The organism is Megasphaera hutchinsoni (assembly GCF_001553405.1).
Taxonomy (GTDB): domain Bacteria; phylum Bacillota; class Negativicutes; order Veillonellales; family Megasphaeraceae; genus Megasphaera; species Megasphaera hutchinsoni.
The window spans coordinates 7,590-31,026 of record NZ_KQ960929.1 but is presented as its reverse complement, the minus strand read 5'-3'; the positions used below and the strand labels follow the sequence as shown (position 1 = coordinate 31,026).

At 38.1% G+C, this 23,437-nt stretch carries 20 protein-coding genes; 6 read left to right on the top strand and 14 right to left on the bottom strand.

Going from position 1 to position 23,437, the window contains the following annotated elements; translation table 11 throughout:
* The 6 genes from HMPREF3182_RS01530 to HMPREF3182_RS01505 all read right to left on the bottom strand — a co-directional run bounded on the left by HMPREF3182_RS01530 (position 1) and on the right by HMPREF3182_RS01505 (position 8,010).
* Positions 1-1,038 (bottom strand): rod shape-determining protein, encoded by a 1,038-nt coding sequence (locus tag HMPREF3182_RS01530; RefSeq protein ID WP_007392578.1) that lies wholly within the window; start codon positions 1,036-1,038, stop codon positions 1-3.
* A gap of 163 nt (positions 1,039-1,201) precedes the next feature.
* Positions 1,202-2,590 (bottom strand): amino acid permease, encoded by a 1,389-nt coding sequence (locus tag HMPREF3182_RS01525; RefSeq protein WP_007392602.1) that lies wholly within the window; start codon positions 2,588-2,590, stop codon positions 1,202-1,204.
* A 73-nt stretch (positions 2,591-2,663) separates the two neighbouring features.
* Positions 2,664-3,986 carry a branched-chain amino acid transport system II carrier protein gene (brnQ, locus tag HMPREF3182_RS01520; protein WP_062485131.1) on the bottom strand — a complete coding sequence of 441 codons (1,323 nt, stop codon included), beginning with the start codon at positions 3,984-3,986 and terminating at the stop codon, positions 2,664-2,666.
* A 187-nt stretch (positions 3,987-4,173) separates the two neighbouring features.
* A complete protein-coding gene (locus HMPREF3182_RS01515) occupies positions 4,174-5,253 on the bottom strand; it encodes a pyridoxal phosphate-dependent aminotransferase (RefSeq protein ID WP_062485129.1) in 1,080 nt (359 codons plus the stop codon).
* 290 nt (positions 5,254-5,543) lie between these two features.
* Positions 5,544-6,482, bottom strand: coding sequence for an adenosylcobinamide-phosphate synthase CbiB (gene cbiB, locus HMPREF3182_RS01510; RefSeq protein ID WP_062485127.1), 939 nt, complete (start codon positions 6,480-6,482; stop codon positions 5,544-5,546).
* A gap of 1 nt (position 6,483) precedes the next feature.
* Entirely contained in the window at positions 6,484-8,010 is a 1,527-nt protein-coding gene (locus HMPREF3182_RS01505) for a cobyric acid synthase (protein ID WP_062485125.1), read from the bottom strand.
* Between the two features lie 351 nt (positions 8,011-8,361).
* On the opposite strand from HMPREF3182_RS01505, the gene HMPREF3182_RS01500 reads away from it, so the two are divergent.
* From HMPREF3182_RS01500 to HMPREF3182_RS01490, 3 genes are all read left to right on the top strand, one after another.
* Positions 8,362-10,362: a TonB-dependent receptor plug domain-containing protein gene (locus HMPREF3182_RS01500; RefSeq protein WP_062485123.1), complete on the top strand. Its 2,001-nt coding sequence runs from the start codon at positions 8,362-8,364 to the stop codon at positions 10,360-10,362.
* Positions 10,363-10,613: 251 nt separating this feature from the next.
* Positions 10,614-11,270 (top strand): PAQR family membrane homeostasis protein TrhA, encoded by a 657-nt coding sequence (gene trhA / locus HMPREF3182_RS01495; protein WP_062485121.1) that lies wholly within the window; start codon positions 10,614-10,616, stop codon positions 11,268-11,270.
* A 139-nt stretch (positions 11,271-11,409) separates the two neighbouring features.
* Positions 11,410-11,673: a hypothetical protein gene (locus HMPREF3182_RS01490; RefSeq protein WP_062485119.1), complete on the top strand. Its 264-nt coding sequence runs from the start codon at positions 11,410-11,412 to the stop codon at positions 11,671-11,673.
* A 36-nt stretch (positions 11,674-11,709) separates the two neighbouring features.
* Here HMPREF3182_RS01490 and HMPREF3182_RS01485 read toward each other — a convergent pair whose 3' ends face one another.
* The 4 genes from HMPREF3182_RS01485 to HMPREF3182_RS01470 form a co-directional block, all read right to left on the bottom strand.
* Positions 11,710-13,272 (bottom strand): WG repeat-containing protein, encoded by a 1,563-nt coding sequence (locus HMPREF3182_RS01485; RefSeq protein ID WP_062485117.1) that lies wholly within the window; start codon positions 13,270-13,272, stop codon positions 11,710-11,712.
* Positions 13,273-13,421: 149 nt separating this feature from the next.
* On the bottom strand, positions 13,422-14,222 hold the full coding sequence (locus HMPREF3182_RS01480; protein ID WP_062485115.1) for an energy transducer TonB family protein: 801 nt from the start codon (positions 14,220-14,222) through the stop codon (positions 13,422-13,424).
* Positions 14,212-16,329: a TonB-dependent receptor gene (locus tag HMPREF3182_RS01475; protein WP_062485113.1), complete on the bottom strand. Its 2,118-nt coding sequence runs from the start codon at positions 16,327-16,329 to the stop codon at positions 14,212-14,214. Before HMPREF3182_RS01475 ends, HMPREF3182_RS01480 begins: the two co-directional genes overlap by 11 nt.
* Positions 16,330-16,344: 15 nt before the next feature.
* Positions 16,345-18,459, bottom strand: coding sequence for a TonB-dependent receptor (locus HMPREF3182_RS01470; RefSeq protein ID WP_062485111.1), 2,115 nt, complete (start codon positions 18,457-18,459; stop codon positions 16,345-16,347).
* Between the two features lie 219 nt (positions 18,460-18,678).
* Between HMPREF3182_RS01470 and HMPREF3182_RS01465 the strand changes: the two genes are divergently transcribed.
* The 3 genes from HMPREF3182_RS01465 to dprA are packed head-to-tail and all read left to right on the top strand — an operon-like array spanning position 18,679 to position 21,689.
* Positions 18,679-19,047, top strand: coding sequence for a YraN family protein (locus tag HMPREF3182_RS01465; protein WP_007392582.1), 369 nt, complete (start codon positions 18,679-18,681; stop codon positions 19,045-19,047).
* A gap of 12 nt (positions 19,048-19,059) precedes the next feature.
* Complete coding sequence (locus HMPREF3182_RS01460; protein ID WP_062485109.1) at positions 19,060-20,577, top strand: YifB family Mg chelatase-like AAA ATPase; 1,518 nt, start codon at positions 19,060-19,062, stop codon at positions 20,575-20,577.
* Positions 20,578-20,588: 11 nt separating this feature from the next.
* Positions 20,589-21,689, top strand: a complete 1,101-nt coding sequence (gene dprA, locus HMPREF3182_RS01455) for a DNA-processing protein DprA (RefSeq protein WP_180977842.1) — start codon at positions 20,589-20,591, stop codon at positions 21,687-21,689.
* A gap of 302 nt (positions 21,690-21,991) precedes the next feature.
* On the opposite strand, the gene HMPREF3182_RS07525 is transcribed toward dprA, so the two are convergent.
* Genes HMPREF3182_RS07525 through HMPREF3182_RS01440 form a run of 4 tightly spaced genes read right to left on the bottom strand, consistent with a single transcriptional unit; the run spans position 21,992 to position 22,913 of the window.
* Positions 21,992-22,144 carry a hypothetical protein gene (locus HMPREF3182_RS07525; protein WP_156208643.1) on the bottom strand — a complete coding sequence of 51 codons (153 nt, stop codon included), beginning with the start codon at positions 22,142-22,144 and terminating at the stop codon, positions 21,992-21,994.
* 24 nt (positions 22,145-22,168) lie between these two features.
* The gene (locus tag HMPREF3182_RS01450) at positions 22,169-22,396 is read right to left on the bottom strand and encodes a hypothetical protein (RefSeq protein WP_156208642.1); all 228 of its coding nucleotides are present in this window, start codon (positions 22,394-22,396) and stop codon (positions 22,169-22,171) included.
* A complete protein-coding gene (locus tag HMPREF3182_RS01445) occupies positions 22,393-22,701 on the bottom strand; it encodes a hypothetical protein (protein WP_206445529.1) in 309 nt (102 codons plus the stop codon). Before HMPREF3182_RS01445 ends, HMPREF3182_RS01450 begins: the two co-directional genes overlap by 4 nt.
* A 14-nt stretch (positions 22,702-22,715) precedes the next feature.
* The gene (locus HMPREF3182_RS01440; protein WP_235808621.1) at positions 22,716-22,913 is read right to left on the bottom strand and encodes a hypothetical protein; all 198 of its coding nucleotides are present in this window, start codon (positions 22,911-22,913) and stop codon (positions 22,716-22,718) included.
* Positions 22,914-23,437 lie beyond the last annotated feature (524 nt).

Here is a 23,437-nt window from a genome sequence, read left to right as displayed (position 1 = left end):
TTACAATCTCCTTTTATAAACACATGATGTATCTTCAATACATGCACTAACATATTCTCGTTCTTGCCACGCAATACCAATTCCTCGAATGACCGCCAATTCCGGTTCATCGACAACCCTAACAGGCAGGCCTAATAATTGAGCAAAAAAAGTATCCACCCCAACTAAATTAGCACCACCACCAGTTAACGCAATCCCATTTACCATAATATCAGCAATCAACTCAGGTGGTATTTCTTGTAATACTTGCCGCACTAAAGTTGCAATTTTTTGTAAAGGCCGACCGATAACAGGATATAATTCAGATGTCGTAATGGATAACTTACTCTGACGCCCACTATCTAACTTCCGGCCGACAAATTCAAAGGATTTATTTTCAATTGGTAATACGGCAGTACCACAATATTTTTTGATTGCTTCAATGGTCTGCTCATCCACACCTATATCATAACGAGAACGCAAATATTCACGAATTACTTGATTATAAACTAAACTTCCTTGGTGTATTGATGTAGAAAAGACAATTCCTCCAAAAGCAATCAATGCCACATTCGTTGTGCCTCCGCCCATATCAATAACCATAGTACTGCTTTCTGTACTTACTTGCGACACACTTAATGCAGCGGCTACTCCCGTATCAATCAAAAGTGCTTCTTTCGCCCCCACTTGATACAAGGCTTCCATTACTGCTCTTTTTTCCACGTTTGACGCACCTGCCGAAATGCCTACCATAATCCGTAATTGTTGCACACTGCGCACACATTTATTCAATAAATACCCCAGCATATCACAAGTTACTTGATAATCTGAAATAGTCCCATTATCTAAAGGGTACTGTATTTTTGCCGTACCTTCAGTTTTTGCTAATAACCGTTCAGCCGCATTACCCACAGCAATTTGAATGGGTATGCCTTCACGAATAACTACAATAGATGGTTCCGACCATACTACCCCACGACTTTCTACCCAGACATTCGTTGTACATGTTCCCAAGTCAATCCCTATATTTTTCGTTAGAGGTGAAAAAAAAACAGCCATAAAAATCCCCCCACTTATCTATCCTAATGTTTTTATATTGTAGCATAATTACTATGAATTTTAAAGTATAAACCCCGTTTCCCTTCTGCCGCAAAGCGACAAAAAACACGGCTTATATATCTATATAAGCCGTGTTAAATACATATCCAACCAATTAAATAAATTATTGTTCTTCTTTTCTCAACTCACTATGACGATATCCATATAACCCATATACGACAAAACCAATTAGCGTCCATACGCAAAATAATATCATCGTACAACTAGATAATTGTGAAAAAATGAAACCACAAAAAATAAATCCCAATGGAGCAATCACCTTCACAGCAGGGCAACGGAATCCACGTGGTTTATCGGGATACCGTTTACGCAAAATCAAAATTCCTACGCACGCACATAAAAAGGCAAAGATCGTACCGGCACTACATACTTCTGCCACTATATGAATGGGCGTAAAGCCCGTAATGATAGCGACAACTCCCCCAACGAGTAATTGAATGATATAAGGCGAACGAAATCGTGGATGTACCTTGTATAATCGCATTGGAATAAGCCCATCCCGACTCATCGCATACAACGCACGGCTCTGGGCAAAAAGCATGCCTAAAATAACCGTTGACAAACCGCATATAGCTCCCGTGCCCACAATAGCAGAACCAAAACGTAATCCTATATATTCTAAGACAAAAGAAGCGGGTGCAGCCGTATCTAATTGTGGATAAGGTACAACACCAGTCATCACTGCACATACGGCAATATACAATATAGTACATAAAAGCAATGCCGAAAGAATTCCTATAGGCATATCGCGTTTAGGATTTTTAGCCTCTTCTGCCGTTGTTGCCAATGCATCTACACCCAAGTAAGCAAAAAACAATACAGCCGTCCCTGCCACAACTCCTTTTACACCAAAAGGTAAAAACGGTTTCCAATGCAAAGGATTAATATGAGGTGCTGCCAAAAAGAGGAAAAGAAAAATAGTCCCTAATTTGATAAATACCAATAAGCGATTAATTTTGGCACTCGCCTGCACTCCAAATATAAGCAATGCCGTAGATACGACTACAATAAGCACAGCGGGTAAATTAACCCATCCACCTTCCGCTGGCACCATAATTAATTGTCTAGGTAAATCTAATCCAGCTGCATGTAAAATACCAGAAAAATAAGCAGACCAGCCTCCAGCTACCGCACTAGCACCAACAGAATATTCTAAGATCAGACTCCAGCCAACCCACCAGCCAAACAGCTCTCCTAAAGAAGAATAAGCATAGGTATACGTACTCCCTGCAGCTGGTAAAAATGAAGCCAACTCTGCATAAGCCAAACAAATAAAGGCACACGTAACAGCCGCAAGTACGAACGACAACATCAACCCTGGACCCGCATATTCAGCTGCACCGATACCAGTCAAAACAAAAATACCCGTACCAATAATAATGCCTAATCCTAACAACGTAATATCAAGTGCACCTAAGGCTTTCAATAAATGTTGATTGTCTTTTGCCTCTTCCATCAATCGCTCATATGATTTGCATCGAAATATATGCATATAACCACCTCCATAAAAATAAAAAAGAACTCTCAAAAGATGAGAGTTCTTTAACCTTACTATTATCTACTAACTAAGCTGACTTTTTCGCCACTTTCCATAGCAATCCTATAATGAAACCAATAGCAGCAAAGCATACCCAACTCATGCCAAGTGCATGAAATGGTACTACCGAATTAAAGAAAGAATCAACAGGTCCTAAGGAAATATGAGCAGTCTGTGTGCCATTAATCAATGCTGTTATCAGCGTTAATCCAACAGTCCAAGCATACACACATTGCCGTCCATCAAATAAGTTATGTAAGAAAGTTAAAAGAATCAGAACTACTACGATCGGGTAAATAAACATCAATACGGGAATAGCTGCTACAATAATCGTTTTTAAACCAAACAAAGCAACTAAAAATGATACAACCGAGAACAACGTAACCCATTTGCGATAGCTAATTCCAGAAAACAAACCGTGGAAATAAGCAGCACATGAAGTAATCAAGCCAATACTAGTGGATAAACAAGCTAATAATACGATAATCGCTAATAAAATCGCCCCTACATTACCAAACAAATGCATTGCGCTCAACGATAATACTGGTGCTCCTGTACTTTGGATACCAAACACGGTAACACTATCTGCACCGATCTTAGCTACAAAAATATATACTACAGCTAAGAAAAATACTGCAACAAAACCAGCTTTAAACACTTCTTTTGTAATTTGTCTAGACTCGGTAACGCCATCTTCCATCAAAAATTCAATAACCAAAATAGCAAATACTAACGATGCAATAGCATCCATTGTATTATATCCATCTAAAAAGCCTTGTAACGTGGCAATAGAGGGAGTTGCAAATTCTGCCGTTGGCATTACGGGTACACCCAATGGTGTAATAAACGATTTAATAATTAAAATAACAATGGCAATTAATAAACTCGGTGTTAATATTTTTCCAATACGATCAACCAGTTTTTGAGGCGATGCAGATAACCAAAAAGAAATAACAAAAAAAAGTACTAAAAAGCCAATCATCGACAAGTCACTACCACCATTTGCCAAAAACGGCCGAACAGCAATTTCATAAGATACGCTTCCCGTTCGAGGTGTTGCAAAAGCTGGTCCAATAGTAATAAAAGATAATACCGTGAAAAACAGACCAAACTTAGGATGTACACGACTCGCTAATTCTTGTAAATTCTTACAGCCCGAATACCCCATAGCTAATACACCTAATAAAGGTAAACCTACACCAGTAAATACAAAACCTAACACAGCCCACCAGACGTTAGTCCCTGCATGTTGCCCCATTGACGCTGGAAAAATCAAATTTCCTGCCCCAAAAAACAGTGCAAACAACATCAATCCAATTGCTACAGTTCTACTTCTTTTCTTCTCACCCATACTCTCATCCTCCTAACAGCATTTTTGCATTAAAAATGCATTTCTTAAACGTAGAATTGTTTATAAGTATTATACCACATTAATTTAAAAAGAAAAGGTTTTTATGAAATTTATATCAAAATTTTATGAAACTTCGTTTAATTTACTTTCTTTTATCAATCAAGTGCAATGCTGTTAGGCGTTTTCTCTATATTCTATTATCTATAATATCTTTTAGTTTCTTCACCAATCTTTCGTTCTGACTACGTAATTTAACGGCAATACGACTATAATATCGATCTAATCCTTCATAAGCTTCACAATTACGAATTAAAATACCTTGCTCACGCAACGCTACCCTTAATGCTTCGGCCGTTAGTCCTTGCTTACGCGTATTAAATAATAAAAAATTAACCGAGGGAAAAACTACATCAAACCCTAATTCATCCGTTAATTGATGAAATAGCCATTGCTTTTCACTGGATATAATTCGCCGCGATTCCTCTCGATACACCGTTTCTTGCAATGCCGCCACACCTGCATACTGAGCTAATATATTCACATGCCAAACATCCGTATGTGCTGCCATTTCCTTACTTCGTTGTGGTGATACTATGGCAAAACCTAAACGCAAGCCCGGTAACGCATATAACTTGGTCAATGACTGAATGACAATCAAGTTATCATAACATGATACCAAATCACGCACCGTATAAGCGTCTGCTTCGGTCATAAATTCCAAAAACGATTCATCTATCATGATATCAGTTTGGTATTCATGAGCGTAACAAATTAACTGAGTCAATCGTTCTTTATCTAACAAAGTCCCCGTCGGATTATTAGGATTTCCAATAATCACACAATCCGCATAGGGACATGCGGTCATAACTTCCTCAAAAGGAAACTCAAAATCTTCCTGAGGCTTGCTATATATATACGTAACCTGACTTGACACAGAATAAGCTGCTCTTTCATATTCTGAAAAAGAAGGGACTGGTAACACGACTCGTTTTGGTCGATATACATGAAAATATAAATAAAAAAGTTCAGCCGCTCCATTTCCAGGAAATATCTGTTCTTCCGGAATGCGGTACTGCTCGGCTATACTTGAAATCAAATCACGCATATGCGGATCCGGATACACCACCACCTTTTCTATATGTTCATGTAAACTTTTCTGTACTGCCGGCGATAAACCTAACGGATTAATATTAGCACTAAAATCTAACCATGCCCCCAACGCTGACGGAGAGTAAATATTGCCACCATGTTCAAATCGTTCCATCATCTCACCTCCAATCCAACCTACTAATACTAATCATGATATCCTTATCTTCGTTACACCCACTATAAAGCACATATTGTTCCTTTGAGTGCAACAAAAGTTCCTTAAATAAGTTAAAATTTTATGCGTGCTCTTTTCGACACGCATAAAATCACCGTTCACCTATATAAGGTGCATATCATGTTTATTATAATACCACTATTTACAAATAATGCAATACTTTCCATAAAATTTTTATTTATATTATATATATCACAATAAATCTATATTTTTTACAAATTCCGTTTTCTTACTTAAAAAATACGAAATAAGGCTACGGCAGCAATCATAATCACTGTACTTCCATACATTAATTGTATCGCTTTTGTAATATGTTTTGGTGCTAGCATTTCTGAAGCATCGCCCATATACGCACGAAATGATACCTTACCAAAATACGAATTATAGCCACCTAATTGCACATGCAAAGCACCAGCTACGGTTGCTTCAGCCCATCCACCATTGGGACTAGGGTGTTTGTTAGCGTCACGCCAGCCTATACACCATGCTCCTTTGCTATCAAAATGGACAACCCATGAAACTACCACTAAAAGCAAAAAAGTCAGTCTAGCAGGAATATAATTACCTATATCATCAAGTCGTGCTGCAACTCGCCCAAAATATAAAAATCGTTCATTTTTATATCCCCACATAGAATCCAACGTATTAACGGTCCGATACAACACTGCTCCAGGAATCCCAAATAACAAATAAAAAAAGAGCGGTGATATAATGCCATCTATCGTATTCTCTGCTACCGTTTCCACCGTAGCACGTACGATTTCACACGCTGTGAGCTGTTTAGTATCTCGTCCAACAATATGACTGACATAATATCTTGCCCGTTGAAGATGGTTATACTGTAACGCCATTTGCACATCCCGAGCCGCCTTTGCTAAACTCCGCGGACAAATCGTAAACGATAAAATAAACGCCTCTACAAGATAGCGAACATACAGCGGTAACCAGTGGTATAAAAGCACTTCTCCCCACATAATAATATTTCCTATAATCAACAATACCAAGGCCGTACCGAGCCCGCCTAACACTATCTGTTCTTTGGGTGACCGCTGCAAAGGATAGACATATTTTTCAACTTTTGCAATGATATACCCAATACATGCTACTGGATGAAACGGCGATTGCGGATCTCCTACCAACCAATCGATTATTCCAGCTACTATAACAACCATTCTACATGCCTCCAGCCATAATGCGATAGATCTTATCCATCTGAAGATACGTTCTAACATGCATAGCCAATCTATCATATGCTCTTTCTTTTTCTACGCGATATGATCGAGTTAAAGGCAGCCGCATAAATCCCTTTCGCTGCCTAAGTTCATTCAATAAATTACGTCGAAAACCATCTTCATCAAAAATTCCATGCAAATACGTCCCCCACACCATTCCATCAGCTCGTGCCATACCTACGATATAGGGCTTCTGTGTTTGCTGTAAATCAAGCGTAATCAACGTTGCATCAAATTTATCCGTGTATGATTGCCCATGATGAATTTCATATCCCTGTACACATTGCTGCGGCAACGCTTTTCCAAGAAATGGAAAGGATCTGCAAATTCCCCTTACTTGTGCCATCTTTTTTTGTTTACAAAACGTCGTAGTAATTGGTAAAATTCCTAATCCATCAATACACCCTACCTCTGATTCAGTTCTTTTAGGATCAACAATCTTCTCACCCAGCATTTGATATCCTCCGCAAATACCGATAATCGGTATTTGCTTCGCCAATGCCTGTTGTAACGCTATGTCCAGCCGATGGCGGTGAAGCCACTGTAGATCTTCTGCCGTATTCTTGCTTCCTGGAATAATAATCAAATCAGCTTGAAATAAATGCGCTGCCTCTTGTGTATAAAACACTTGCACATCTGGCTCAATTGAAAAAGCAGAAAAATCTGTAAAATTGGATATTTTAGGAAGCCTTATCACCGCTATATGAATATGCTTATCCGCTTTAGGACAAAGAGATACATCTTCTAAACTCACCGAATCTTCTTCCTCTATGCCGAGATTTTCTAAAAAAGGAATTACCCCTAATACGGGTTTATTCGTTTTCTGCTCTAAAAAGTCTATCGCCGGTGTAAATAATGATACATCCCCACGAAATTTATTGATAATCAACCCCTGTATTAATGCCCGCTCATCTGGTTCTAATAACTCCAATGTCCCTACAATACTCGCCAAAGCTCCGCCACGATCAATATCTGCAACCAACAACACAGGAGCCTGTAAATATTTAGCCACACGCATATTGACAATATCTTGATCTTTTAAATTAACTTCTGCGGGACTACCAGCACCTTCGATGACAATCGTATCAAACGCAGCTTGTAGCCGCAGTAACGAATCTTGCACTGCTGAAAAAGCATGTAATGCATACTTTTTGTGATAATCACGGGCCGACATAATTCCCCTTGCCAGACCATGGATAATCACTTGTGAAGTAGCATTTCCCGTAGGTTTAAGTAACACTGGATTCATATCTACGTCGGGTAACAAACCCGCCGCTTCTGCTTGTGCTACTTGTGCCCGTCCCATTTCTTTTCCATCTATTGTAACATATGAATTTAAAGACATATTTTGTGCTTTAAATGGTACAACATGCCTTCCCTTTTGCAAAAAAATACGGCATAATGCCGTTGTAAGAATGCTTTTTCCTACATGCGAAGCTGTTCCTTGGAGCATAATACACGATGCCATATATGCCGCCTCCTACATCTTTTTCTGTGGTATAGTATAACACATGAAATTGGAAATGATAAGAACTCATCTTACTCCAGACAATTTTTTATAGTATTATTTTTCCCTTACACCTCTTACTCATATGATTTTATTTTCACATGAGCATTTATGCATATGTATGCTTATTCATATGTAATATTATTCATATATTTATTTTCTTTTTTTCAACAAATAAGCAGCTTTAAACGGCATGTATTATCATTTTTTTCATTATACAAGAAAAACTATTTTCTATTTTTATATTGCATTTATATTCATATTTTGATATTATGATAACGATAATTAATATCTTATGAAAGAGGGAAAAACATGTTACAACAAAAAAGAATTATCGCACGTCTTACCATATTAAGTACCTTAAGTGTACTCGCCACCTCAACATTTACTACATCAGTCCAAGCAAGTATGCCCCATCCTCCTTCTGGTGCATTAACAAAAGATATCGTCATCACAGCTACCAAAACAAAAGAAAATATACGACTTGTATCGCAATCTGTCGAAGTTATTACTGCTAAAGACATAGAAAAACTAGGTGCGACAAGTGTTACAGATATCTTCGCTTATACGTTCGGTGTAGATACCTCTCGTTCTAATCATGGTACAGCCCTACAAATCCGAGGACTATCCTCCTCCCATACCCTATTTCTCATTGATGGTGAACGTATTTCCGGGGAAGATACACCACAACTAGCAAATACAAAAGTACTACAACGAATCAATATATCTGAAATTGACCGCATTGAAATCGTACGCGGTACAGGCAGTTCATTATACGGATCCGATGCTATTGGTGGTATTATTAATATTATTACCAAGCAATCAAACCAAAAATCTAAAACTATCCTATCATATGGAGCTGGAACCAAACGGACCATGGGCTCCCTTCATACTAACTTTGGTACTCCAGGAACCTTCTTTGGCACGCTTGATTGGCATGTCGAAAATCAATTAAAAGCCAATAATCCTGCTGAAGCAAGTGGCATCAGACGTAACTACTGCCTAAAGGGAAGTTATCATTTGCCCCATCATAAAAACCAACAATTCGATCTTTCCTTATGGCGAATGGAGAGTGCTCTTACCTTAAATAGTCGCACGTTCAAAGACATTCGCTATCCCCATAAAGGATTTATAAATACCAAGCAATTATTTGATAACTCCCAAAATAGTCTATCTATCCGCTTTTCTGGAAAAACAAATAATAATGAATACGTATTACGTGCCTATACGAATACCTTACATAAACATCAACGTGACTTCGCCGCTTCACCGCAAGCCCCTAATAATTTTAAAGTATTCCAAGACACGGACACATCAACTTATACAACATCTGTTTTAGAAGGGAAAAACACAACCTTTATCGGCGATAACCATAATCTTACTATCGGATTTGAAGTCAAAAAACAATTCCAAAAAAGCACACGCATTGGTAATCCACAAACCGTTTCGTCAGTAGGCATGCCAACCGCTGCTCTAAAAAAAGCGGAAAACGAATTTACCAATTTTTCCCATGCCTTATATGTCGAAGACATATACAAAATAAGTGATCAGTTATGGTTATTCCCTTCTTTGCGTTATGAACATAACCATAATTTTGGCAATGTAATAATTCCTAAATTAGGATTAACTTATAATGTTACTCCTATTTGGAAAATAAAAGCAAATGTTGGCAAAGGATTCAAAGCACCGACGGTAAGCGAATTACATATGAACTTTTTCCATCACGGATTTTATTTATTAGGAAATCCTGATTTAAAACCCGAATATTCCATTAGCTATGACATTAGTTTAGAAGGACAAAATGGTACTTCTTTTATTAAAATGACATATTTTAATAATCATATCTCAAATCTCATTGATTTTGATTTTTCTCATCCTATAAAAAATGCCTACAAATATCAAAATATAAATGCTGCCCAAATCAATGGTATCGAAATGGAAATAGGCACCAAAATTTCCGAACACTGGACAGGAAAATTGCAATATAACTGGAATGATGCCATTGACGCCAAAAGCAAACACCGCTTACATAATCGAGCTGAAGAAGTTGCTTCTATCCTCATTCAATATCATGATCATCACAAAAATCCCTTCCACATTACGCTAATGGGTCGATATACCAAAAATTATTTATACGCTATCCATCAAAATAACAAACTCTATTCCTATCCTCAATTCAATATAGGAATGCATAAAACATGGAATAATCGTTTCTCCCTGTATGCCGGGATTGACAACCTCTTCCAAACTAAACTTACTGACTTATCCATCTTGGGGCGAGAATATCGTGTTAATGCGACATGGAAATTATAAACTAACCAGACAACCATATGTTTTTTTAATTCAACACCTTATGTTAAATACATCTTACTAAAAACTTCATCTTATTCATAACATCTTATAAAAAGACAGAAAACGGCGTAATCATCCGTCGCTTTCTGTCTTTTCTACATTGCTAATTTCCCCTACATTCGCTCTATACGTATTCCCTTGCTTGATTATATGCACTATAATAGAATCTACACAATGAAATGAATACCATCTGTATCAAAGGAGATTTATATATGAAAACACGCGATATCATAGAAGAAATTTTCAATGCCATTACCCATGGTCTCGGCATTATATTGTCTATAATCGGCCTGGTCCTCATGCTACATCAAGTAATAACGCATAATAAAGATAGCTTATATATCCTATCTGCTATCATCTATGGTCTTTCATTAATATTTATGTATAGTATGAGTACATTTTATCATTCTTTTTTTTGCTTACCCACCGTATCACGAATATTTAAAATATTAGATCACGCTGCTATATATATATTAATTGCTGGAACCGATACACCCGTATTACTGACGGTATTGCGACATTATCATGGGCTCGCCATCGCGATTATTATCTGGATAGTCGCACTCATCGGTGTATTATGGCAATGTTTCAATGTACACAAATTCAAAAAACTCGCCACCCTTTGCTATGTTCTTATGGGATGGTTATTAGTAGGTACCTTACCTATTTTATGGATCCATCTATCTCCACAAGCCGTTATCTGGCTACTCGTGGGAGGGCTTTGGTATACCTTAGGTGCTATCTTTTATCTTTGGAAAAAGCTTCCTTTCCAACATCTTATCTGGCATTTTTTTGTACTCGGTGGAAGCATTTGCCATTTTTACGCAATGTATCATTATGTTTTACTTGCATCGCCAATTCTTCTATAGTCATAATAGCTAGGCATGATTATAGCACTATCAATTTCAATCTCATTTTTAATCTCATTTAGTATTGACATTTTGATAATATAGGGTATACTAAAGGTGTAATCAATATTTTCACGTTATCTACTAGGAGGTGTAGATTATGAAAAAATTATATCATGTTATGCCCTACATATTGATTTCAGGCTGTGCAATGTGTATCTTTTTTATTGCCTTATTTGTCTGTTGTGTTTCCTTAGAAGCCGCATTTCCTACATTGCTTAGTTATATAAGCCTGTTTTCCTCCTATGCAATAGAGGCTCAGCGAACCATAATAGTTACGATATCCATAGTCATCGCACTATACGTATCCGGCTCATTTATGAATCGTGCATTATATAAATTTGGCACCCTTTGGGGAAAATAAAAAAAATCCTAACAGAATGAATCTGTTAGGATTTTTTTATACCAACTTAACCGTCTCATAAGGCATATTATCAAGTACAATATTCCCCTGTGCATCAAGGATAGCCCATTTTGTTTTATAACGAACTGCCGTATGACCATGCTTAAACGCCATAACACCACGAATACTCCCCTTCGGTGCCGTATAAACAATACGGCCACTCTGATGTAGTATAGAATACGTATGGTCCTTACTAAATACCCATGTATATTCTTCATTTCCAAATGGAAGAATACGAATCATATTAGGTAAAACAAACAATTCATTACCGGTATCTGCCGCGACAATAACAAGGGTATTATTAATCCGCCCTGCCCAAAACTGTTTATGTAAAAATACAACATCATCATAAGTCTTACCGGATATGTTCTTGCCTGTATCTAATGACCAAACTGAAAATTTTCCTGTCTGTTCATCTTGCAATGCCGCTCGCCCAGAAACAAAGTCGATATATTTTCCTTGAATACGATAATTACCTGCAGCAATAACTGTTTTTCCCTTCGTATTTACAAATTGCAATCTTCCTTTATCCCCTACAAACGTTCCCCACTTTGTCAATGGATAAACCACATCATACTTAGCATCAATAATGATGTTTCCTGCATGATCAATATACCCCCGCTTACAAACTGTCGTTGATACATCATTTTGCTCCGTAAAAACAACGCCTTGATCCGTCATATAATGTTGTGCGATCATCCCCGCTACCATTCCCACACGAAAAGAGTGTGCAGGATATCGATATTCTGCTAACCCATGTGCATAAGCTTTCATCAGCCTAGAAGGTGCTTGAAATAAAACTTGCCCTTCTTCATTGATAGCTACAACTTTTTTGTGTTTTATTTCTACAAACGCAATTTGTTCCTGAAAAGGTGTAACAACACGTCTATATATAGGTGATGTCACACGTTCTCCCATCGCACTAACGATACCATAACGGCCATTTTCACGATAAAAATGTGTTTTTCCTTCAAAAGCAGGATTGGCTACTTTTTTTCCCGTACTATCAATATACTCGACATGGCCTTTTCCCGTACCACGAAATACGCCATCCCCAATATATGTTAATTCCTTATAAGTAAGCGGAACAATCATCTCTCCCGCTTTATCGACAAGTCCCCACTTGCCTTTTTGATAAACGAGACCTAAAACCCCCTGATTATACGCCATGTCATCACCGGTTTCTCGCAATCCTCCTTGCCATGCATCAAGAAAAACCTGACGTTTATGAGCCTCATAATTCTCCCCCACAACAATAGCAAGTGCTTTATCTGTACCCTTATGAACCATATGTTTTTTCGTAGTGGTTGCATGTTCTTCTTTTGTAAAAGCTTCTTTACTCACATGTGTTTCATGTTTTTCACGATGACGATGAGTACCCTCCATATACACTCGCCGTGAATGTTCATCCTGAATATGTGACGCCCATCCTTTTGCTTGTTCGTGTTGAATAGTTATATCCTGCTCAACCGTATCCAACGCCATGACATTGCCTACCGTTGAACACACCATAAAACCAATAAGCATAGCCATTTTATATGCTGATATGCGATATTTCATCTGTGTTATATCCCCCTTTAATAATATGCTATTTTAATGCATATGTAGTATATCATAGAATATATGCAAATGCGATTATATCATATATTCTATATTTGCAATACATATGCAAATATAGAATAAAAAAGCGGTATGTAAAAAACATACCGCTATGGTTGAAAATATATCGTCTTTTGAAAATACATTTTAATCTTATACCCTTTATATGTGATCGGGGCAAACTTCATATTCCACAATGCACTTTCAGCCGCTTCTTTAAAGCCTAAATTAGGCGTTCTAGAAACAATCTGCACCACTTCAACCTTCCCATTAACGCCCACTAAAATACGTGCATGAACAACAACCGTTTTCGCATAGCCAATCGACCTGGCTTCTTCTGGATAAACAACTTTAGCATCACGTATAATACGATAAGAAAGCATTGCATTGGCATTCGCCGTATAAGTACCATCTCCATTATCAACAAAGCCTGCACCAAGACCGTGCGAATTGCCTTTTCCTGCCATCCCTGTGCCAGATGCGCCATTGTTTCCTGCCGTTCCCGCTGTACCGCCCTCGTGTTTGTCTGCACCGCTCCAAGATGATCCCCCAGAAACCGGTACAGACGATACAGATCGTGGAACGGCTAAAGCCGAATCGGCAGATACCGCAGTTTGTGTACGCACCACCTGCTTTACCTCCGGTACTTTTTCCTGTGACAATGTCGCCGCCGGTGTAAAGACATTCTTAACCTTCACTGCCATAACCGCTTTTGACAAGGGTGCTGGAAACGTACCGTTTCCCCGTTCCCCTTGCATGCCCCCACCAACAATTTCTACCACTGTTAAGGAAGAAGGATGCCATGTTTGAGCTACAAGCAACATCCCTATCCCAAACACACCCAAATGTAGTAATACGGAAAGACAATATGCCCATGTCCAATTAATTCCTAAGGATGATTTAAAATTCATAACTCATCCCACCATAATAGGCTCTTTCATTTCCCGGCATAATCGTAGAAACAGGACCTTGTCCTGCTTTATAAGCATAATATTTCATATTGCCTACATTCGTGATGCCGCCATAAAAAATCGCCCCCGTGCTACTCTTATAGCGAAAACGCACATCAAAAACGCCATGCGATGTAACTATGCCACCATCATTCGTATTCTTATCGGCCTCAGCAAAAAAATTATTATATGACCCTACATACGTATACGTAACCCCTAGAGAAAGTTTTGGATTTACACGATATTCTCCATTCAATACGACTTTATGACGAGGTACTTTCACCAAACCACTTCGCGTATAGTCGATTTTTTTATGGGGATTTGCTTTAGTCCACACCTCTCCCTCTGCATTATACGTAGTATAACCATGTAAATATGCATAAGCCTCAGAAAAAATCCATTTTCCCACACGCTGAGTAAGACTTAGTTCAACACCCTTCCGGCGCGTCGCTAAATTATTCATCGTCATCATTTGTAACCCATTTTTATCTATCAAATAAAATCTATTCATCTGATTCGGCGTATACGCATAAAATACAGTCATATTAACCGCAGATACACCTATTTTATCTCGCCAACCTAATTCATATAAATCAAATTGTTCATCTTTAGCAGTCGTAGGAACATATTTTTTCTGCTTTTGTTTATCCTTGATCTGATCGGTAATTTGCAATCCATCCGGCACCGTATAACTACGTTCATAACGAACAAACACTCGTCCCGTTGGGGTATATTGATAAGCCGCAGATAACTCTGCTGACGTATTATAACGCCGTGATACATCGTTTCCCTTTATGTTATTTGCTCCATTTTTATCAAATCCCCAATTAGTCCGTTCTCGACGTATACCTTGCGTATAGGTCCACTTATTTCTATTCATAACATTTAATACATACACCCCTCTTATTTGTTTATCATAAATAAAATGGAGCGGCACACGTTTATATAATTTATTCTTAAAGGACACTAATTTAAAATCATCATATGCTAACGAACCATGTTGCGTATATCCATCAAATCCAATCAATACATTATTCATACCGTAAGTATAGTCTAATTTTACTTTTATCCCCTTCGTAGTATAATGCAATTTTTCTTGATTCGGACCACTATAATAACCTTTATTATAAAATAAATCTGTCGTCATACTCGCCCTTTTTCCTACTTGCTCTTGATACGTAATAACATACGTATTCGCTTGCCGATTACCATCCAAATAGGACCGGCGTTTTTCCTTCTTCACATGTCCTTGTTCATCTATATCGGTAATGACCTCTAAAAAATTAGGTACATAATGTTTGTCATATTTCAATAAATTTTCAACAGATACATTACCTACCATTTTTCCTTCATCTTGTAAATGAGACATTCTAAAAGTAACTTTTTTATTATTATCTTGATACGCAATTCCCGCATATGCATATTTGCTATTATGATAAGTATCCTTAAAATATAACCGCTTTTGTTGTCTTGTACCGCCGACAGCAAAATAAATTTTTTCGTTAATACTCGATTTAAATTGAAACGCTAAACGATTTCCAGCCGTATTTTTCTCTATCTTCAGCGTATTCGGCGATTGCCGTATGTTACGCAAATTAGTCGTAATATTAATCACGCCACCTGAAGTACCTGAACCATATAAAACTGAACCACCGCCAGGAATAATTTCTATTTTTTCAATGTTTTCAATCGGCACTATATTATAATCCGTCTTAATAGGATGATTAACTAATGTCGTAATAGGTGCACCATCTACCATAATCTGCACATTTCGTGTTGCTTGATCCGCACCTTGTCCACGAATATCAATATCACCGTTACCCGTTAAATTAACATTTATTATAGGTACACTTGCTAATACTTCACTTAACGAACTATAACCACGCTGTTTTATCTGTTCTTTCGTAATCACGACAATATCTTTCGTATGACGAATTCTTTCAATTTCTACATACTCCGGACGTACATACGCATCCGCTAAGATCGCTGTTGGCACCTCTTGAGCTGACACTTGTATCGCTCCCATTAAGGATAACAAAATAAGCCCGGCTACATAATTTTTTCTCATTCCATGGTCTCCTTTTTATAGCGTATAATTTACCCCTATATAATACGTACGATTAGCCCCATGCGTAATCGTACTATAAGGCCCCTCACCTTCTTTAAATTCATAATATTCTTTATTAAATACATTCGTAATACCACCATAAATCGCCCATGTTGGTTGTACTTGATACGACATAGATACATCCAATACCCCATATGAATGAACGAGATCACCTTCACGAGCATCTCCTTTTTTGCTTTCATTCAAATAATTTTTATACGCACCAACATAACGATACATAGCATTAATTTTCATTCGCCGATTCGGCATATAGGTTGAGCGAAGCACCACTTTATGAGCAGGCACTTTTTTTAATCCACTCTTAGCATAGTTTATTTCACTATCTGGTTCCGCTTGCAAAAACTTCCGTCCGGTCTCATTATAATTAGTTGAACCATTAACGTAAGTATACCCTTCAAAAAACTTCCACTTTCCCATCTGTTGTTGTAACGACAATTCAATTCCCCGTCGTCTCGTTTGTAATAAATTCTTCGTTTCTGTTTGCATGCCAAAAAATGTATCCACCCGACATAATTGATTATCCGTTTTATTATAAAAAATACTTGCTTTCATTGTAGATGCACCAAGTTTTGCTCGCCAACCTAATTCATATGAATCATATATTTCATCTTGTGCTGATGACGTTACATATAAAGGTTCATATGTATTCTGATCTAATACCTTATCGGAAATTTGAATCCCATTAGGAACAGTATACGCCCGTTCATAACGTGCAAATACACTACCTGTATCTGTATATTGATATGCTAATGATAATTCGGCTGCTGTATTATATCGTTTTGATGAATCTTTACCTGCCAGCCCTTTGGCACCCTTTTTATCATAATCCCAATGCAAAACTTCTCGGCGAATTCCTTGCGTAAGTATCCACTTATGATGTTGTAATGTATGCATTAAAAATACCGAACGAAGTTGCTTCTTATAAAAAAACGACAACGGTTCAACCAAATATTTCCCCGGACGCTTACTATCTTCCGGATAATCATTATATTCTAACTTAGCTTGTTGCGTCGTACCTTCCATGCCGAATAACCACTTATGATTTCCTGCATTTCGGCTCAATCTTAGCATGCCCCCCTGCGTATGATGTTCCATTTTTTTTAATTCAAAGTTAGCATAATTTCCGTTCTGAGTAAAACCCTCTATTTCCATATTCCAAAACTTTCCCAATGGTGCCATATACGTCATATGATACGTATTCAACACTCGATCTTTTATACTATAATCTCGTATTTTACGCACAATCTTATTACCATCTTTATCAACACCTACAGTCAAATCTCTATATCCAGGTTTATAATCCTTACCAAATTGCTGTATCTTACGAGTTTGTAATAATTGAATATATTGGCCTTGATTATCTAAATGACTCGCCCGAAATGTAAGCGCTGTACCACTACGTGGTTCATAACGAACAGCAGTAAAATAATAATTTCCACCTTGCCACGTATCCTGAAAATATAAATTTTCTCTATACTTCGTATATCCTCCGGTAATGCGAATACGTGCATTGGGCCGGGTCGCGATACTTCCTGTCATCCTATATCCTTCCGGCTGATACCGCATACCAATTGTCGTTTGATCACGCTGGACGGAACGTAAATTAGTCGTAATATTAATCACACCCCCAACCGTTCCCGACCCATATAATACCGAACCACCACCAGGAATAATTTCTATTTTTTCAATATTTTCAATAGGAACAACATCATAATTCGTGTGAATTGGATGATTAACTAAGGTAGTAATAGGAACACCATCAACTAACACTTGAATATTAGAATCTGCATACTGATCACCTTGTCCACGAATATCAATACTCCCCTCTCCCGTAAGACCTACGTTAATTCCGGTCTGTCGTTTTAAGGCTTCAGATATACTCGTATATCCATTTTCTTGAATGTCTTTTTTAGTAATCACAATGATATCTTTTGTCGGTCGCAATTGTTCCATCGCAATATAATCAGGATGCACGTAAGACGGTGCCAATATTCCTGTCGGTACAGCCGCTTCACTACTGACGGTGCTAGAAAAAAGTGCAACTAACGTAAGTGCTATATATTTATTCATAATACCTCCTATTAATGACATTAATGAAATTGGTTATCAAAATAATGGTAACATAAATCATATATAAACTCAATATAATCATAAGGTCCTCACAATGCGTTAACGAATACGCCACATGTATTATACGCATGCACTAGAATGTTATATTTCATCTATTTTTCATCAACAATTTAAATCATTTTCATCTTATATTGATATAATAAATAAAAAAGGAGAATTATGAATACCAAACTATTAGGTGCCTATGGAGAGGAAATTGCAACAACCTATCTCCAACAGAAAAAAAAATATCATATTCTATGCCGTAATTATCAAACCCGAACTGGAGAAATTGATATTATCGCCCAAGATAAAGATATACTTGTCTTTATTGAAGTAAAAACTCGACGTTCTTGTACATGTGGTCTGCCAATGGAAGCCGTTTCACTACAAAAACAACGTCAAATTACAAAAACTGCCATTTGTTACTTACAAGCGCATGAACAATGGGAAATGTCTTGTCGATTCGACGTAATAGAAATCTTTCCTTTATTACCACTAAATCAACAAATTCATCACATTCAACATGCTTTTATTCCCTGCTTTTAGGAGGTTTCACTCATGTTTGCCCGCACATTTAGTGCCTCTGTACTCGGTTTACAAGGACACATTATTTCTGTCGAAATTGATATTGCCAATGGTCTCCCCGCTTTTGAATTAGTTGGTCTAGCCACAACAGCTGTAAAAGAATCAAAGGATAGAGTTCGTGCAGCTATTAAAAATAGTGGTTATGAATTTCCCATGCGACGCATCACCGTAAACCTTGCCCCAGCTGACCTAAAAAAAGATAGTGCTGGCCTAGATATGGCGATTGCCGTTGGAATTCTCGTATCAAGCGGACAATTAGATGAACAGGTTTGTGAGCATGCATTATTTATCGGTGAACTAGCCTTAGACGGAAAAACTAGACCCGTAACCGGTATACTTCCCATGCTCCTAGAAGGCCGAGCCCAAAAATTTACAAATGTTTTCGTCCATCCCGAAAATCAAGCGGAAGCAACACTTTGTCCCAATATAAACATTTATGCCGTAGATACCTTGCAAACCCTATATAACCATCTATCCCAAACCAAACCACAACAGCCTATCCATTTTGATGTACCCATCCATCCCCCTTTATCCTACGATATAGATTTTTCCGAAGTGCAAGGTCAATATATAGCCAAACGAGCCTTGGAAATTGCAGCTGCAGGCGGACACAATGTCCTCATGATCGGCTCACCGGGATCAGGTAAAACCATGCTTGCCAAACGTATTCCTACTATTTTACCTCCCATGACATTACAAGAATCTATGGAAGTCACCAAAATTTACAGTGTATCTGGCCTCTTTCATGAGGTTCAATTACATACACAACGGCCTTTTCGCAGTCCCCATCATACCATTTCTATGGGGGGACTAATTGGCGGAGGCTCTATTCCTAAGCCTGGCGAAGTCACGCTTAGTCATAATGGGGTTCTCTTCTTAGATGAATTTCCTGAATTTCCTCGAACCGTACTGGAAGTACTCCGACAACCACTAGAAGATGGTATCGTTCATATTTCCCGTATTCAAGCTACCTTATCCTACCCCGCACGCTTTATCTTAATTGCTGCCATGAATCCTTGCCCTTGTGGCTATCTTTGTGATAAAGAACGTCCCTGCACTTGTACCCCACGCGAAATTCGACGCTATATTCAAAAAATTTCAGGCCCGCTCTTAGACCGTATCGATCTTCACGTTTCTGTAGAACGCCCCAAATATGAAGAATTAACCTCTCATATACAACAAGAAACCTCACAAACTATTCGCCAACGTGTATGTATTGCCCGTGAACGTCAAGTTACCCGTTTAGCACCTTATCACTTATATTGTAACGCTCACATGGGCCATCGTGCCGTAAAAGAAACCTGCCACCTCACGCCAGACGGGCAAAAATTATTACAACATGTATTCGATTCATTAAAATTGAGTGCACGCAGCTTTGATCGAGTTATTAAAGTTTCCCGAACTATCGCCGATTTAGATGCGTCTGAATCTATTACAGATAGTCACATAGCTGAAGCAATTAGTTATCGTAACACCTTACCTCAACCGTAATAGGAGATACTATGATGGTACCTGAAGATAGACTCTATCTAGCCGCACTCCAAATGATTCGTGGAATCGGCTATAAACGCTTAACTTACCTATTGACTAAAATTCCTGATGTAAAAAAAATTTGGCAATCTACGGCTGTAGAATTAAAAAAATATGATATTCATGAAAGTTGTATTTCTATATTACAAAAAGGAAGAAACCCCGAATTTTTATCTCGCTTGCCCGCCTTATTAGAAAAATTCAATACCACCTTAATTACAATATACGATGAAACTTATCCTCCTTTATTAAAAGAAACAGCAACACCCCCATATATTCTCTATTGTCAAGGTAAACTACCACCAGCTCACCATCTTTTTATCTCTATTGTCGGATCACGAAAATCATCCCCCTATGGCAATAGAGTTGCCCATCAATTAGGAAAAGAATTAGCTCAACAAGATGTAATTATTGTCAGTGGCGGAGCTCGTGGCATTGATACCAAAGCACACCAAGGAGCCTTGCAAGGCAATGGTAAAACCATTGTAGTCATTGCCTCTGGTATAGATATTACCTATCCTCCAGAAAATACCACCTTATTTGCAAATATAATTAAAAATGACGGCTGTATCCTTAGTGAATACCCCTTCGGTACGCCTCCCTCAGCGGCTAATTTTCCTGCTCGAAATCGCATTATAGCTGGACTATCCTCTGGAGTTATCATTGTCGAAGCTGCCGCTAAGAGCGGTGCCCTCATTACCACAGATTTCGCCCTAGAAGAAGGTCGTGATATCTTTGTCGTCCCCGGCAGCATTTATTCTCTTACCTGCCAGGGAAGTAATGCCCTCTTGCGGAATGGGGCCATTGCCCTCACGAAAACAGAAGACGTTATCATTGAATATAAAAAAATAATCACACCTACTATACCTAATTCACAACCAGTTGCTACCACTACGCTCACACCTGAAGAAACACAAATTTTAGCAATTCTATCCTATGAAACACCATTGTCATATGAAGACATTCTTCTAAAGAGTGGGCTCTCTCTAGCGAAATTACCCCAAATCTTACTACAATTACAATTAAAACAATGTATAAAAATCTGGAATGGCTCCCAATATATTCGAATCTAATGGTACATTGTGTACTTTCTTTACGTAACCTAAACAACTGCTTAATATCCATACTATACGCTAATAAAAATTAATTGTACCATTTTTTCTATATACAAATTTTTTTATCTCATTGTAGTCATTAACTCGCCTTTATTTTAGTAAATGATATATATCTAAAAATATTATGCAAAAATCACTTGCCATGCCGAACACATTTTTCATAACTACCTCCAACAAAAAAAGATAAACGTAAAATCCGTTTATCTGTATAACACGATTTATTCAATTTATTCAATTTTTTCAATAAAAGATGTATTTTGCTACCCCACTTTCCCAATTTTCCTCCCATTGCTTCCACACAAAAAACCTAATAGTCGACGCAATAAAGCATTGGTAAAATTTCGAATCCCCATTTCTCCATTGTCTAAAGCAGAACCCGTATAGGCAATTCTCGCTTTCATTATACTACTCATATATCCCACACCAACATAAACAGGTTAATTTACCTTTGTTAATCCCCAAAAATATTGATCATGTTCTTTGGGTTTTAATACTCTAAAATTTCCTTCTTTTTCTATAATATATTGAGGTTGTCCGACAAAGGCGTTTTTATTTTCCCCTATCAACCTATATACTTCCTTCCCCTCATACTGCCCATCACGTTCAGCATACTTGTACCCAAGTTTTTTTGCATATAGAGTGGCCTTTTCTTGTATACCCATCATTCTTCTCTCTTTTTCAAAATATTATTTATCATCTCAACGTTAAAATTATTATCATCAACACGTAATAATTCAGAGCCTTTCCATGACCCGTTTTCTGTAAATTTGATTATACTAAACCACGCCTCTAACAGGCTTGTGTATTCACCGTTCTTTCCCCATCTATATTCTTCACTATTCGGCAAAGCTTCTACGTCATATCCTCTACGTCTTGCCTCATACGCAACAACATCTATACTGGCACCCAAACCGCCGCAAACCATGACCACTGCCAACACCAACCGCCATCCCCTGCGCATTCTCTTCACCTTACTTCGCCTGCCTATCTGAAAAAATACGGTCTATGCCGTTTTCTGTGAATTAACGCTAATTTCCAATGCCGTTTCACTGCCACCAACCGCACGGCAATGGTAACCGTACAAGCCAGTACGGAAGCCGGCGGCAACGATAAAAAGAGGTATAAAAACACCCAGTCAACACGACGCACCCCAAAGCCGGAGCCGTACATACCCTCTTTCACCTGACGGACCACCCCCGCTTGAACCATCGCGTAGCCGTTACCGCCGGCATTCGTGCCGACGAATGTGCCGACCTCTTACGCCGCTTCTTTCGCCTGCGACGCAAAAAACGCGTACCGCCCGTACCGTAAAAATACGCGTTCCCTGCAAGACTCCCCCTGCAACATACACATATACACCCAAACCACTCCTCACAACCGTCTACCGTCGAAATCGTGTCACATCCGTATACACCGGAAAAAAAGAATCCGTATCAGTCAAGATACGGATTCTTTTTTTCCTCGCTACCGCCTATAGGACACATTGCAAAATAAGTCGCCTCATCATTGGCCGCTTATTTTTCACGTCTCTTTCACTTGTAAAACCGTTTTTCGGAGAATATTTCCATCCGTTCCGACACAGCAACCGATGCGTCACTTTCCCATTGTATTTTAAACACTTATAGAATTACATTACTCTCAAACTGGGGCAAGTATATAAACCGTTAGGGTCAAGTTTTAGACACTTATAGAATTACATTACTCTC

Excerpts from the sequence above, each read along its gene's own strand:
- HMPREF3182_RS01530 (WP_007392578.1), bottom strand. The coding sequence starts at position 1,038 with ATGGCTGTTTTTTTTTCACCTCTAACGAAAAATATAGGGATTGACTTG.
- HMPREF3182_RS01475 (WP_062485113.1), bottom strand. The coding sequence starts at position 16,329 with ATGAGAAAAAATTATGTAGCCGGGCTTATTTTGTTATCCTTAATGGGA.
- HMPREF3182_RS07525 (WP_156208643.1), bottom strand. The coding sequence starts at position 22,144 with ATGAGTAGTATAATGAAAGCGAGAATTGCCTATACGGGTTCTGCTTTA.
- HMPREF3182_RS01460 (WP_062485109.1), top strand. The coding sequence starts at position 19,060 with ATGTTTGCCCGCACATTTAGTGCCTCTGTACTCGGTTTACAAGGACAC.
- HMPREF3182_RS01525 (WP_007392602.1), bottom strand. The coding sequence starts at position 2,590 with ATGCATATATTTCGATGCAAATCATATGAGCGATTGATGGAAGAGGCA.
- HMPREF3182_RS01500 (WP_062485123.1), top strand. The coding sequence starts at position 8,362 with ATGTTACAACAAAAAAGAATTATCGCACGTCTTACCATATTAAGTACC.
- HMPREF3182_RS01465 (WP_007392582.1), top strand. The coding sequence starts at position 18,679 with ATGAATACCAAACTATTAGGTGCCTATGGAGAGGAAATTGCAACAACC.
- HMPREF3182_RS01450 (WP_156208642.1), bottom strand. The coding sequence starts at position 22,396 with ATGATGGGTATACAAGAAAAGGCCACTCTATATGCAAAAAAACTTGGG.
- HMPREF3182_RS01485 (WP_062485117.1), bottom strand. The coding sequence starts at position 13,272 with ATGAAATATCGCATATCAGCATATAAAATGGCTATGCTTATTGGTTTT.
- HMPREF3182_RS01470 (WP_062485111.1), bottom strand. The coding sequence starts at position 18,459 with ATGAATAAATATATAGCACTTACGTTAGTTGCACTTTTTTCTAGCACC.
- HMPREF3182_RS01505 (WP_062485125.1), bottom strand. The coding sequence starts at position 8,010 with ATGGCATCGTGTATTATGCTCCAAGGAACAGCTTCGCATGTAGGAAAA.
- HMPREF3182_RS01480 (WP_062485115.1), bottom strand. The coding sequence starts at position 14,222 with ATGAATTTTAAATCATCCTTAGGAATTAATTGGACATGGGCATATTGT.
- trhA (WP_062485121.1), top strand. The coding sequence starts at position 10,614 with ATGAAAACACGCGATATCATAGAAGAAATTTTCAATGCCATTACCCAT.
- brnQ (WP_062485131.1), bottom strand. The coding sequence starts at position 3,986 with ATGGGTGAGAAGAAAAGAAGTAGAACTGTAGCAATTGGATTGATGTTG.
- HMPREF3182_RS01515 (WP_062485129.1), bottom strand. The coding sequence starts at position 5,253 with ATGATGGAACGATTTGAACATGGTGGCAATATTTACTCTCCGTCAGCG.
- cbiB (WP_062485127.1), bottom strand. The coding sequence starts at position 6,482 with ATGGTTGTTATAGTAGCTGGAATAATCGATTGGTTGGTAGGAGATCCG.
- dprA (WP_180977842.1), top strand. The coding sequence starts at position 20,589 with ATGATGGTACCTGAAGATAGACTCTATCTAGCCGCACTCCAAATGATT.
- HMPREF3182_RS01490 (WP_062485119.1), top strand. The coding sequence starts at position 11,410 with ATGAAAAAATTATATCATGTTATGCCCTACATATTGATTTCAGGCTGT.